This is a genomic window from Lederbergia sp. B243.17 (assembly GCF_057657925.1).
The window spans coordinates 1-12730 of record NZ_JBWBKF010000085.1 but is presented as its reverse complement, the minus strand read 5'-3'; the positions used below and the strand labels follow the sequence as shown (position 1 = coordinate 12730).

General features: G+C 48.2%; 14 protein-coding genes. 10 read left to right on the top strand and 4 right to left on the bottom strand.

Going from position 1 to position 12730, the window contains the following annotated elements; all coding sequences use genetic code 11:
• Positions 1-62: 62 nt before the first annotated feature.
• The 5 genes from opp3b to AC0TWI_RS16640 all read left to right on the top strand — a co-directional run bounded on the left by opp3b (position 63) and on the right by AC0TWI_RS16640 (position 5609).
• The gene (opp3b, locus tag AC0TWI_RS16660; protein ID WP_488127470.1) at positions 63-995 is read left to right on the top strand and encodes an oligopeptide ABC transporter permease; all 933 of its coding nucleotides are present in this window, start codon (positions 63-65) and stop codon (positions 993-995) included.
• Positions 992-2011 (top strand): oligopeptide ABC transporter permease, encoded by a 1020-nt coding sequence (gene opp3C, locus AC0TWI_RS16655; RefSeq protein ID WP_488127469.1) that lies wholly within the window; start codon positions 992-994, stop codon positions 2009-2011. Before opp3b ends, opp3C begins: the two co-directional genes overlap by 4 nt.
• Positions 2012-2030: 19 nt before the next feature.
• Positions 2031-3068: an ABC transporter ATP-binding protein gene (locus tag AC0TWI_RS16650; RefSeq protein WP_488127468.1), complete on the top strand. Its 1038-nt coding sequence runs from the start codon at positions 2031-2033 to the stop codon at positions 3066-3068.
• A 2-nt stretch (positions 3069-3070) separates the two neighbouring features.
• Entirely contained in the window at positions 3071-4009 is a 939-nt protein-coding gene (locus tag AC0TWI_RS16645; RefSeq protein ID WP_488127467.1) for an ABC transporter ATP-binding protein, read from the top strand.
• Between the two features lie 214 nt (positions 4010-4223).
• Complete coding sequence (locus AC0TWI_RS16640) at positions 4224-5609, top strand: L-cystine transporter (protein WP_488127466.1); 1386 nt, start codon at positions 4224-4226, stop codon at positions 5607-5609.
• A gap of 45 nt (positions 5610-5654) precedes the next feature.
• Here the strand turns inward: AC0TWI_RS16640 and tatA are convergent, their stop codons facing one another.
• The 3 genes from tatA to AC0TWI_RS16625 all read right to left on the bottom strand — a co-directional run bounded on the left by tatA (position 5655) and on the right by AC0TWI_RS16625 (position 7797).
• Positions 5655-5831 (bottom strand): twin-arginine translocase TatA/TatE family subunit, encoded by a 177-nt coding sequence (gene tatA / locus AC0TWI_RS16635; protein ID WP_488127465.1) that lies wholly within the window; start codon positions 5829-5831, stop codon positions 5655-5657.
• A 106-nt stretch (positions 5832-5937) separates the two neighbouring features.
• Positions 5938-6750, bottom strand: a complete 813-nt coding sequence (locus AC0TWI_RS16630) for a YihY/virulence factor BrkB family protein (protein ID WP_488127464.1) — start codon at positions 6748-6750, stop codon at positions 5938-5940.
• A gap of 66 nt (positions 6751-6816) precedes the next feature.
• Positions 6817-7797 carry an NAD(P)H-quinone oxidoreductase gene (locus tag AC0TWI_RS16625; protein WP_488127463.1) on the bottom strand — a complete coding sequence of 327 codons (981 nt, stop codon included), beginning with the start codon at positions 7795-7797 and terminating at the stop codon, positions 6817-6819.
• 163 nt (positions 7798-7960) lie between these two features.
• Here AC0TWI_RS16625 and AC0TWI_RS16620 point away from each other — a divergent pair, with 163 nt between their 5' ends.
• The 5 genes from AC0TWI_RS16620 to AC0TWI_RS16600 all read left to right on the top strand — a co-directional run bounded on the left by AC0TWI_RS16620 (position 7961) and on the right by AC0TWI_RS16600 (position 12575).
• Positions 7961-8143: an SE1832 family protein gene (locus AC0TWI_RS16620; protein ID WP_488127462.1), complete on the top strand. Its 183-nt coding sequence runs from the start codon at positions 7961-7963 to the stop codon at positions 8141-8143.
• A 4-nt stretch (positions 8144-8147) separates the two neighbouring features.
• Positions 8148-8996, top strand: a complete 849-nt coding sequence (locus AC0TWI_RS16615; protein WP_488127461.1) for a MurR/RpiR family transcriptional regulator — start codon at positions 8148-8150, stop codon at positions 8994-8996.
• 135 nt (positions 8997-9131) lie between these two features.
• Positions 9132-10016: an N-acetylmuramic acid 6-phosphate etherase gene (murQ, locus tag AC0TWI_RS16610; protein ID WP_488127460.1), complete on the top strand. Its 885-nt coding sequence runs from the start codon at positions 9132-9134 to the stop codon at positions 10014-10016.
• A 22-nt stretch (positions 10017-10038) separates the two neighbouring features.
• Positions 10039-11418 (top strand): PTS transporter subunit EIIC, encoded by a 1380-nt coding sequence (locus AC0TWI_RS16605; RefSeq protein WP_488127459.1) that lies wholly within the window; start codon positions 10039-10041, stop codon positions 11416-11418.
• An 89-nt stretch (positions 11419-11507) separates the two neighbouring features.
• Positions 11508-12575, top strand: coding sequence for a DUF871 domain-containing protein (locus AC0TWI_RS16600; protein WP_488127458.1), 1068 nt, complete (start codon positions 11508-11510; stop codon positions 12573-12575).
• Positions 12576-12630: 55 nt separating this feature from the next.
• Here the strand turns inward: AC0TWI_RS16600 and AC0TWI_RS16595 are convergent.
• On the bottom strand, positions 12631-12730 hold a 100-nt coding region (locus AC0TWI_RS16595; RefSeq protein ID WP_488124311.1), incomplete at its 5' end, for an IS3 family transposase.

Genomic DNA, 12730 nt, shown 5'->3' with positions numbered 1-12730 from the left:
TTTTTATAAAGCACAAGTGTGAAAATTTCCACTTGTCCGCATCATCTTAAGGAGGAGACAAAATGGCGAAGTATTTGGCCCAGCGTATCGCATATTTAATCCTTACGCTGTTTATCATAGCTTCATTCACCTTTTTCCTGATGAAGTTTTTGCCGGGCACCCCTTTTCAGAATGAGGAAAAACTGACTGAAGAACAGGCGCAGATTTTGAATGAAAAATATGGGCTGGACAAGCCGATTCCTGTGCAATACGCCAATTACATGGTGAATATTGTAAAAGGCGATCTGGGCGTCTCCTTCCAATTCAACAATCAGCCGGTTACGAAGCTTCTATTCAACCGGATGGGCCCTTCACTTCAGCTTGGCTTCCAGGCGATGTTCGTTGGCACGCTCTTCGGTATATTGCTTGGCGTGCTGGCCGCGATGTTCCAGAATACATGGATTGACTATGGAAGCACCTTCCTGGCTGTTCTCGGAAAATCAATTCCTTCCTTTGTATTCGCTGCCTTGCTGCAGTTTTACATCGGTGTGAAAATGCAATGGCTCCCTGTTGCATCATGGGACGGCTTCTCTTCAACGATCATGCCGACACTGGCGCTCGCCATTTTCCCGATTGCGACGGCAGCGCGCTTTATGAGGACAGAATTGATCGACGTGTTTAGCTCCGATTACATTACACTCGCGAAGGCAAAGGGGAATTCCCGGCTTGAAGTGGCATTTAAGCATGCCATCCGTAATGCGCTTATCCCGCTCGTAACGGTCCTTGGCCCGATGGCTGTCGGACTGATGACAGGCTCGATGGTAGTCGAGCAGATTTTTGCGATTCCGGGAATCGGCGAACAATTCGTCAAATCAATTCAAACGAATGATTTCCCGATCATCATGGGTACGACAATCTTTTTTGCGTTCCTGTTGACGGTCATCATCTTGATTGTCGATATCTTGTACGGCATTATCGACCCTAGAATCAGGCTGGCAGGAGGGGCTAAGAAATGAATCAACCGACTGAAAATATTTCCAAAGACTTGTTCACGCCGGTGTCGACCGACCATCTGAACAATGAAGCCATCGCCAGGCCCCAGCTCTCATTTGCAAAAGATGCATGGCTCCGGGTCCGGAAAAACAAAGGGGCGATCATCAGTGGAGTCATCCTGCTGCTTGTCATCCTCATGGCGGTCATCGGTCCTTATCTTTCTCCGTATGATGCGTATGACGGTGATGTGTCGGAAGCCAATCTTCCGCCAAGAATTCAAGGCCTCGAGAAGCTTGGAATTTTCGACGGTTCACAGAAAATCGGCGGTGTGGAACAGAATGTGTACAAGGATCAGCAGATCGATAAATACTACTGGTTCGGAACAGACAGCCTGGGCCGAGATTTATTTTCCCGTGTTTGGCTTGGTACGAGGGTTTCGCTCTATATCGCACTTCTCGCTGCACTGATTGATATGATTGTCGGTGTCACATACGGGCTTATTTCCGGATTTAAAGGCGGCAGGGTCGACAATATCATGCAACGGATTCTCGAAGTCATCTCCGGCATCCCGAACCTGATTGTCGTTATCCTCATGATGCTGATCATGAAGCCTGGTATCATTTCCATTACGATTGCAATGGCGATTACTGGCTGGGTCGGCATGGCGCGTGTTGTACGCGGCCAGGTATTAAAGCTGAAGGATCAGGAATTCATTCTTGCTTCCCGCACGCTCGGAGCGAAGAGCGGCCGGCTGCTGACGAAACATCTGCTTCCGAATCTTTCGGGCGTCATCATTGTCAATACAATGTTCACCATTCCAAGCGCAATCTTTTTTGAAGCATTCCTCAGTTTTATCGGGATTGGATTGCAGGCTCCGAGAGCTTCATTGGGCACATTGATTGAAGACGGGTATAAAACTTTCCAGTTCCTCCCTCACTTGATGATAATCCCTTGTACCGTAATTTGTATCATATTGATAGCCTGCAACTTGATCGGCGATGGTCTGCGGGATGCATTTGACCCTAAAATGCGTGATTAATTGATTGAGGTGAAACAACATGAGGAAGAAAATTTTAGAAGTCAGCGACCTGCAAATTTCGTTCCATACCTTCGCAGGGGAAGTACAGGCAATCCGCGGCGTTGACTTTGAACTGTATGAAGGTGAGACGCTTGCCATTGTGGGCGAGTCAGGTTCCGGTAAGTCAGTGACAACAAAGTCGATTATGAAGCTTCTAACAGGGAATTCGGAAATCAAGTCAGGAAGCATTCAATTCGGCGGTACGGATATTGTAAAGGCAAGTGAAAAAGAGATGCAGAAAATCCGCGGTAAAGACATCTCAATGATTTTCCAAGATCCGATGACGTCGCTGAACCCGACGATGACAATCGGGAAGCAAATTATGGAGCCGCTGATCAAGCATCAGAATGCGAGCAGGGAAGAAGCGAAAAAACGGGCACTTCATCTGCTGGAGCTTGTCGGCATTCCGAAGCCGGAAATTCGGATTAAACAGTACCCGCATCAATTTTCGGGCGGAATGCGGCAGCGGGTCGTCATTGCGATTGCGCTTGCCTGTGCGCCGAAAATCCTGATTGCCGATGAACCGACGACCGCTCTTGACGTGACGATCCAAGGGCAGATCCTTGATTTGATGAAAAACTTGCAGCAGAAAATTGAAACGTCGATTATTTTTATTACCCATGACCTTGGGGTCGTTGCGAACGTCGCTGACCGTGTAGCTGTTATGTACGGCGGGAAAATCGTCGAAATCGGTACGGTGGATGAAATCTTCTACAATCCTCAGCATCCTTACACGTGGGGGCTGATCAGTTCCATGCCGTGCTTGGATGAAATGGATGAGGAATTGTACGTTATACCGGGTACCCCTCCGGATCTTTTGAATCCGCCGAAAGGAGACGCATTCGCCCCGAGAAATCCGTATGCAATGAAAATAGACCTGGAAGAGGCTCCTCCGCTGTTCAAAGTGTCGGATACCCATTATGCGGCCACCTGGCTCTTGCACCCGGATGCACCGAAAGTTGAGCCTCCGGAAATTATCCAGGAGAGAATGAAGAAATTCGCGGAGAGGGGGAACTGAAAATGGCGGAAAAAGAGAAGCTTCTTGAGATCAAGAACCTCAAGCAGTATTTCAATGTAGGAAGAGCAAACGAAGTGAGAGCGGTCGATGATATTTCTTTTGACATCTACAAAGGTGAGACGCTTGGAATCGTAGGGGAATCCGGTTGCGGGAAGTCTACAACAGGTCGGACGATTATCGGCCTGTACAATGCCACAGGCGGCCAGGTTCTCTATAACGGTGTAGATATGCATACGAAAAAGTCAAACGCTGAGCTGAAAGGCTTGCACCGTAAGATGCAGATGATCTTCCAAGACCCTTATGCCTCACTTAATCCGAAAATGAAGGTAAATGAAATTATTGCAGAAGGCATCGACATTCACGGCCTGGCAAAAACGAAAAAGGAACGGGCTGACTTGGTGGCCGAATTGCTGGAGACGGTCGGTTTGAGCCGCGAGCACGCAAACCGCTATCCTCACGAGTTCTCGGGCGGCCAGAGGCAGAGAATCGGTATTGCGCGCGCACTCGCAGTCAAACCGGAGTTTATCATCGCTGACGAACCGATTTCTGCCCTCGACGTCTCCATTCAGGCGCAAGTCGTCAATTTGATGAAGAAACTCCAGCGGGAAAAGCAGCTTACGTATCTTTTCATCGCCCATGACTTGTCGATGGTCAAGTACATCAGCGACCGGATCGGCGTCATGTATTTCGGGAAAATGGTCGAGCTGGCTGACGCGGATGATCTGTATCGGAACCCGATGCATCCGTATACCCAGTCTCTGCTATCCGCCATCCCCCTGCCGGATCCTGACTATGAACGGACAAGGAAACGCAAAACCTATGATCCTGCAGTACATCAATATGAACCCGGCGAAGAAGTGAAAATGCGCGAAGTAGCTCCTGGACATTTTGTCTACTGCTCAGAAAAAGAACAAGCCCAATACAAAGCAAACTATAAATAAAAGGGTCTGACCCCCGCCGCACGATTGTGTTAGAGAGCGGGGGCCAGGCCCCTTTTTTGCTCTTTTCCCGGTTATGCCATCGGTTGTTTGGGAATAAGATGAAGGAAGGTTATTTTAGTCGGTTAAAAAAATGACGGCATACAGTTATTCCTAGTTGACTCATCGGTTTTATTGTATTAAAGTGTTGATGTTAAAGATTGAAAGGAGATTATCCATGGGCACTTTATATATTATTCTCAATATTGCTGTCTTGCTGCTGCTCATTATTGGGCTCTTCGTAATGCAGAAGAAGCATATCTCGTTTTCAAAGCGGGTGTTTACGGCTCTTGGGTTCGGGATTGTCCTCGGCCTGGCCATCCATCTGCTTTACGGAACTCAGTCTGACGTGACACAGGGTACAATCGAGTGGTATAACATTGTCGGAAACGGCTACGTATCGCTGCTTAAAATGATTGTCATGCCGCTCGTTTTCATCTCGATTGTATCAGCCTTCACGAAGCTGAAGCTGACCAACAATCTCGGGAAAATCAGCGGTCTTGTCATCGGAATTTTGGTCGGAACAACTGCGATTGCGGCATCCATTGGAATTGCGACAGCTCTCGGGTTCAATCTGGAAGGAATCCAGTTGGAACAGGGTGATGCAGAGATGGCGCGGAACACCCAAATTGAGGCATCAGCAGGTGATGTGCAGTCTATGACCATTCCGCAGCAAATCCTGTCGCTCTTCCCACAGAATCCATTCATGGATCTGACAGGTGCTCGTCCGACATCGACTATTGCAGTTGTCATATTTGCTGCTATTATCGGAATCGCCTACTTGGGAGTTCGGAGAAAAGATCAAGAGCATGCGGATTTCTTTGCAAAAATTATTGAAACGATTTATTCGGTCATCATGCGGATGGTCACGCTCATTTTGCGCCTGACTCCATACGGTGTCCTGGCCCTGATGGCCAAGGTGACTGCGACGAGTGATTATTCCGCGATTGTAAAACTGGGAAAATTCGTCTTGGCGTCCTACGTCGCGCTCATCGCAATGTTCCTTGTCCATCTGATCTTGATCACGTTGGCAAGAAAGAACCCGGTCACCTATATTAAAAAGGTGTTCCCGGTCCTCACCTTTGCCTTCACATCGAGATCAAGCGCGGGTACGCTGCCGCTTAACATCAAAACCCAGCATGAAGAGTTGGGTGTCTCAGAAGGGATTGCTAACTTTGCTGGCTCGTTCGGTCTGTCTATCGGTCAAAATGGCTGTGCGGGCATCTATCCGGCAATGCTTGCCGTGATGGTCGCTCCTACAGCGGGGGTGGATCCATTTGATCTGAAATTCATCCTAACGCTGATCGTCATTGTCGCCATCAGTTCTTTCGGTGTAGCAGGTGTCGGGGGCGGTGCGACATTCGCTGCATTGCTTGTCCTTTCTGCCATGGACCTTCCAATTGCGATTGTCGGTTTGCTTATCTCTGTTGAACCGCTGATTGATATGGGAAGAACCGCACTTAACGTCAGCGGCAGCATGACAGCCGGACTATTGACTAGTCAATTTACCGGTGAAAACGATGACGAGGTGTACAACAAACCTAAGCAGAGCCTTGAAGTATAACAAGAATAAAAAAGCCCTGGCAACGATCGTTGCCGGGGCTTTTGTCTATTTATCGGATTCGCTATCCTTCTTATCTTCTTCATCTGCTAAACCTTTGGTGGCGTTTTTAAATTCACGCAAGGAATTGCCGACGGCCTTGCCAAGTTCGGGCAATTTACCAGGTCCAAAAATAAGTAGTGCAACAATCAATATTATAAGTAGGCTGCCAACTCCCGGTCTCATAATGAACACACCTCCTTTTTACATCGTAACTCTAAAAATAAATCAAATCTATGCTTTTTATTGCCTAGGTGTGTCATTTTTTTATCGATTTGGAAGTAACTTGTTTTTATTCTGTCTTTCCTGTTTTTCTTGCCTCAATCTCCGCGTTGATCAAACCGCCAATCAGGAGAACCGAGGCGGTCAGATAAAACCAGATCATGAGCACCATCAAGCTTCCGAGCTGCCCATATAACAGCGTATAATTTGCCAATGTCACATAATAGGAAAAGCCTACAGAAGTGATCTGCCAGAGAATCGTCGTAAACAAGGCCCCCGGAAGAGCCGAAGAAAAACTCGTCTTTGCGCTCGGTACAAGCTTATAGAGAAGCAGAAAAAACAGAAATAAATAGATGGTACCGAACGTCCATTTAAATAGAGTCCACCCGCGGTAGAAGGCATTCGGCAGGTCAATATGCTGAACGAGGTAAAGCCTGCCGATCTCCTCGGCTATTGGCACGAGAAGTGATACTGCCAAGGTGAACATTAAGCCTGCCGTAAGAATGAAGTCCTTGAACATGGCGAGAAAGAAGCCTTCCTTCCGGACAATCCGGTACGCAAGGTTCATCGCCTTTACGAGCGCTTGAACCGCCAGTGAAGCTACCCAAAAAGCGGCAATGAAAGAGATGGAAACAAGTCCTGTCCTTTGGGTATTTATCATGTATTGAAGATTATTTTGTATGAGGTCATAGCTGCTTGCAGGAGCGAAGGGCTTAATTGCCTCCAGAACGTTTTCGGAGTGAATGGGGAAAAGGCTGATAATCGACAAAACAAAAATCAAGAATGGAAAAATGGCCAGCATGAAATAATAGGCCATTAATGCCGCCCTGTCGTGGAATTGTTCAAGAAAGAAACGCGAGGCGATTCCGAATATCCGCTTCATAGCACTCATCCCCATACATTGTAAAGTGAAGGCGGAGGCGCGCAGTTGCCCCGCCTCCGCCTCATGTCAGTCCGTTAATTTCAATACGATTTTTCCGGCGTTCAAATTTTTTTCCATCCGTGCATGTGCCTCATTTGCGTCATGCCAGTCAAATACGGAATCGATGATCGGTTTTAGCTGGCCGCGGGCCATTCGTTCGAGGGCAAAATTGGAAAAGCTATCGGTCAACTCAATTTTGCGCTGGACGGGCTGTGTACGCAAGGCAGTTCCGATGATCTGGATCCGTTTTGCGAGAATTTTCCCAAGGTCGGCCTTGTCGACGACGGATCCGCCCATGGTTCCGATCAAGATTAGCTTTCCATCCATTCCTAGCGAGGAGATGTTCTGTTCCCAATAAGGGGCGCCGATGAAGTCGAGGATCAGCGCTGCACCCTTTCCATCGGTTGCCTTCATTACTTCCGGCGCAAACGGGCCTGCCTTATAATCAATGGCTAGATCGGCGCCAAGGCTCAAGCACAGCTGCCTCTTTTCTTCTGATCCTGCGGTGACGATTACACGTGCGCCCGCTTCACGTGCAAGTTGAATGGCCGCTGTCCCCACACCGCTTGCTCCTGCATGAATGAGGACTGTTTCATCCTTCTGCAGCTTTCCAAGTACGAATAAATTCAAATAGGCAGTGAGAAACACTTCAGGTATCGCCGCTGCCTCCTCGAAGGAAATGTGCTCAGGAATTGGAATTGCCATGCCGGCTGGGATGACCGCATATTCCGCGTAGCCCCCGCCTGGAAGCAAGGCGCAGATTCGGTCTCCTTCTTTCCACCCGGTCACATTGGGTCCCAGTCCCTCGATGACACCGCTCATTTCAAGACCCAAAATTTCTGAAGCCCCAGGCGGCGGCGGATACAAACCACGTTTTTGCAAAAGATCTGCGCGATTCAGCGCCGTTGCTTTCACCTTGACCAGCAGTTCGCCTGGACCGGCAGAGGGCTTTTCAGCCTCACCGATTATCAATTTTTTTCCGCTGTCTTCGACCATAATCGCCTTCATCAATCATGCCCCTTTCCATATTGCTCTTGTTCCTATCGTAAAAAACCCTGCAGCAATATACAAACCCTTTGCACCAAATATGATATGATAAAATAAGGAACCCGTCCCCTGCTGCGTTCCCGGGTGGAAGCAGCAGGGGACGAGCCACACTGGAGGTGTTTTCGTGAATAAGCGGGAGATTGAGTATAGGATTGCTGATTTGAAGGCAGATTATGTGAGGCTGCAGCAGGACTTGGAAAAGCTGGAGTATGTAAAAGGGATTTTGCACCCGCTTGAGAAGCAGCTGGCGGGTATTGAAGAGGAACTCAGGAAGCTGAATAAGCAGCTTGATGAAGCGGAAGGATAAACCTATGAAGACATTACTAGACAAGATTGCGGAAGGTGTAAGCAAACTTTCTGCGGCAGAGCGCCAAATCGGTGAATATGTGATCAGGCATTCAGAATTGATTCCGAATATGACGACGAAGGAATTATCGGAGAAGACAGGTGTCAGTGAGGCGAGTGTCGTCCGATTCTGCAAGTCGATCGGCATCGGCAGCTTCAAATCATTCAAGCTGGCACTCGTAAAGGATTTAGCTGTGGCCGAGATGAGCCTGACCGACTTTTCGACGATTCAAAAAAAGGACACGCCATATGATTTGTTCCATAAAGTCATTCAAGTCAATAAATTCGCGATTGAATCATGTGTGAATTCAATGGACAAGAAAGAATTGCAGACAGCGGTCAATGCGATCAAGAAGGCGAACAAGCTTGTGTTTTTTGGTGTAGGCGGTTCCTCAACCGCTGCGGTGGACGCCCATTATAAATTCACGAGACTCGGCTATCATTCGATCACCTCACTTGACTTCCATTACATGCTTACGGTCATTCCCTATCTGGGGAAAAACGATGTATTCATTGCCATCAGTACATCAGGAAAGACGAAAGATGTGTTGGAACTCGCTGAGTTTGCCCAAAAAAAGGGGGCAACAATCATCGCTATTACCAATTTAGACAAATCGCCGCTCTATAAGCTGGCAGATATCAAACTCTGTACGCCGAATGTAGAGCAAGATTTCAGGATTGGCAGCATCCCCTCAAGGATGACACAGTTGACTGTCATTGATACTTTGTATATGAGCCTCTTTCATAAGGTTGGGGAAAAGGTGATTCAGAAGTATCAAGAGGCCCGAAAGGAAATGGAGCAGCTGAGAAGATAGGAACTCCAAAATGGAATTCCTTTATTTTATCCTTTTTATGAAATAAAAATTCATGAATATACTAAAAAATGTTGACATATAATTTCTTAAGAGTAAAATGAAAATTGTAAACAACGTGTAAAAAGGGGTGATCCAATGCTAGATAAGCTGACAACAGAGAAACGAAACGAAGATACGATGCATCTGGATACAATGTCTTTGCGCGAGGTTCTCGAAACTATGAACAGGGAAGACGCATCAGTTCCCGTTTCCATCGCAAAAGAAATGGATCGTATTGAAGAAGTAGTCCAATCCGTGATCCGTTCCTTCCAAGCTGGAGGACGCCTTATCTATGCGGGCGCAGGGACAAGCGGCAGACTTGGCATACTTGATGCAGTTGAATGCGTCCCGACTTTCGGTGTGTCGCCTGAAATGGTACAAGGTTTTATCGCAGGTGGAATGCAAGCGTTTACTGCCGCGGTAGAAGGGGCAGAAGACAGCGAGGAAATGGGCGCGGCCGACATGGAATCAATCGGGCTGACCGAAAACGATACCGTCATCGGAATTGCGGCTAGCGGCCGGACACCGTATGTAATCGGCGCACTGGACTTTGCCAGGGAAAGAGGCGCGAAGACCGCTACAATTTCTTGCAACAAAGGCTCCGAGATTTCAAAGCATGCGGAGATGGCGATCGAAGTGGAAACAGGACCAGAAATTTTGACAGGATCGACCAGGCTCAAAGCGGGAACAGCACAGAAACTAGTGCTGAACATGATTTCAACCGCCTCCATGGTCGGCATCGGCAAGGTGTACCAGAACCTGATGGTAGACGTCCAATCGACGAACAAAAAGCTGACAGAACGTTCCAAACGGATCATTATGGAAGCAACCCAAGCCGATTATGAAACCGCAGCCAAGTATTACGAAGCGGCCCATCACCATGTGAAAACAGCGATCGTGATGATTTTGCTTCAATGCTCCTATGAGGAAGCGGTTGAAAAACTGGAAGCAACGGACGGCTTCGTCCGAAAAGCTTTATAAAAAAGGGGAAAGAGGGATAGTCATGAAAAAGGAACAGCGGTTGGCCCATGACATTTTGGCGAATGTCGGCGGTAAAGAGAATATACAACGCCTAGCGCACTGCATGACGCGCATTCGCCTTGCCTTGAAAGACAACAGTAAAGCAGACATCGCCGGCCTGAAGAAAATCGACGGCGTAATGGGAGTTATCGAAGACGATACGCTTCAAATCGTCGTCGGTCCTGGTACGGTCAATAAAGTCGCTGCAGAAATGAGCAGCGTCACAGGTCTTGCTGTAGGAGAAGAGGCAGAGCCGTCTGGGGATGATCTCACATTCAGCGAAAAGGCAGCATTGAATCATGCAAATATGAAGGCAAAAAACAAAACACCATTTAAAATGTTGCTTCGCCGCATCGGAAATATTTTCATTCCGCTGATCCCAGGGCTTGTTGCATCAGGTATCTTAAACGGTGCAGCAAACTTCGCGAAAAACGCGGGTGTGGATCCTACACAAACATGGATGCAAATTTTGCTCCTCCTTGGAAGCGGTATCTTTACGTATCTTGCTATTTTAGTAGGTTGGAATACAGCAAAGGAATTTGGTGGCACACCAGTACTCGGAGCTCTTGCCGGTGCATTCCTGTTTAACCCTCTGCTTGCGGACATCACGATTTACGGCGAACCGCTCGTTGTCGGACGCGGTGGATTGTTCGGGGTCATTTTTGCCGCTTGGCTCATGACTTGGGTTGAAAAGCGTGTCCGTTCTGTTATGCCAGGTGCAGTTGATATTATTTTTACTCCTCTTATCACGTTATTGGTTGTCGGATTCTTCTCACTTTACGCGGTTGTTCCGGTTGCAGGCCTATTGGCTGACGGCATCACGGCTGGTATCAATGCCATCTTGAATGTCGGCGGAGTTGTCGCTGGTGCATTGCTAGCAGGTTTCTTCCTGCCGCTCGTCATGGTTGGTCTTCACCACGGGTTAACTCCAATCCACTTGGAAATGATCAACTCTACAGGTGTCACACCGCTTCTCACAATCCTTGCAATGGGAGGCGCGGGTCAGGTTGGTGCAGCAATTGCTATTTTCGCAAAAACAAAGAACAAGAGACTTCGCAACATCATCAAAGGTGCATTGCCAGTCGGCTTCCTCGGTATCGGAGAACCGCTCCTTTACGGGGTAACCTTACCGCTTGGCCGCCCGTTTGTCACAGCTTGTCTCGGTGCTGCGTTTGGCGGTGCGTTCCAAGCATTGATGAAAACGGCCGCAATGGGAATCGGCGTATCCGGTATCTCTTTGATCCCGCTGATCGCTGAAAACAAGTACTTGTACTATTTCCTTGGTCTGGTCATTGCGTACACATTCGGCTTCATCTTCACATTCCTGTTTGGTTTCAAAGAAGAGATGGCTGACGGAATTTAAACGAAACAACTGAAGGGGGCTGTCCGAAAAGTCGCAACTCGGCTTGACGGATAGTCTTTTTCATTCGGAAGAAAAAGGAGGCAGCAAGCATGCTGGGAGTATCAGTTTATTTGGGGAATGATTGGCTTGATGATATCGAGCTTTATCTTGAAAAAATGGCCGAGGCGGGATTCACCTCTATCTTCACATCTCTCCATATTCCGGAGGACGACCCTGCCCTGTACAGCGAACGACTGAAACGGGTCGGAGCAGCAGCGACGCATTTGAATATGGAGCTGATGGCAGATATTTCGCCAAAATCACTCGGCCACCTTGGTTTCACTTGGGAGAATGCAGAAGGGCTGCTTGAGTGGGGACTGACCGGATTACGCGTCGATTATGGCGTTGACGAAAAGACGATTGCAGCTCTGTCACAGAAAATGAAAGTCGCCCTAAATGCGAGCACATTGACAGAAGAAAGTCTGGCTGCATTGAAAGAGGCTGGATTGAATACTGCCAAGGCAGAGGCATGGCACAACTTTTATCCGAGACCGGAAACCGGTCTTGACCGCGAGGATTTCACACAGATCAACCGCTGGCTGCGTGAAGAAGGGTTAACAACAATGGCCTTCGTACCTGGCGATGGCCGCCTTAGGGGACCTTTATACGCCGGGCTGCCGACATTGGAAGACCACCGGGGCGTTTCGCCTCTCGCATCTTTCCTGGACTTGACCGAAAACGGGGCAGTCGACAAAGTCCTGATCGGCGATGTGAAGATCAGCGAAAGGTCACTGGAGCAATTCAAAGCGTACCAGGAAGGGGTTTTTCTGCTTGAAGCTGTTCCCGAACAGGCCGACCCCGAACTGCTCGGCATTATGGAGAGAGTCCAGACAAACCGGACCGATGCCGCTCGGGACTGCATTCGTTCAATGGAGTCAAGGCTGTATGGGCTTGCCGGCACAAACACGGTCCAGGCAAAAAACACAGCGGCAAGACCGGTCGGTTCCATTACGATCGATAATGAACGATACGGCCGTTACCGGGGAGAAATCCAAATTACCAAGAGGGACCTGGCTCCGGATGAAAAAGTGAACGTGCTTGGCAGGGTTGTCGAACATGACCGGGCGCTCCTATCCTATATGCGCGGCGGAGCGAAATTCCTTATTCAATGGGGATAAAAAGAGGAGGCTGCCTAAAGTGGTACCTATGTCAAGGACACAATAAAAAAAGAGATTAAGCAGTTTGAAGATGATTCCTATATTGAATAGGGGTCATCTTTTTTAAATTCCACTGATAACGATAATTATTATAATAGACCATATAATGGTTAATC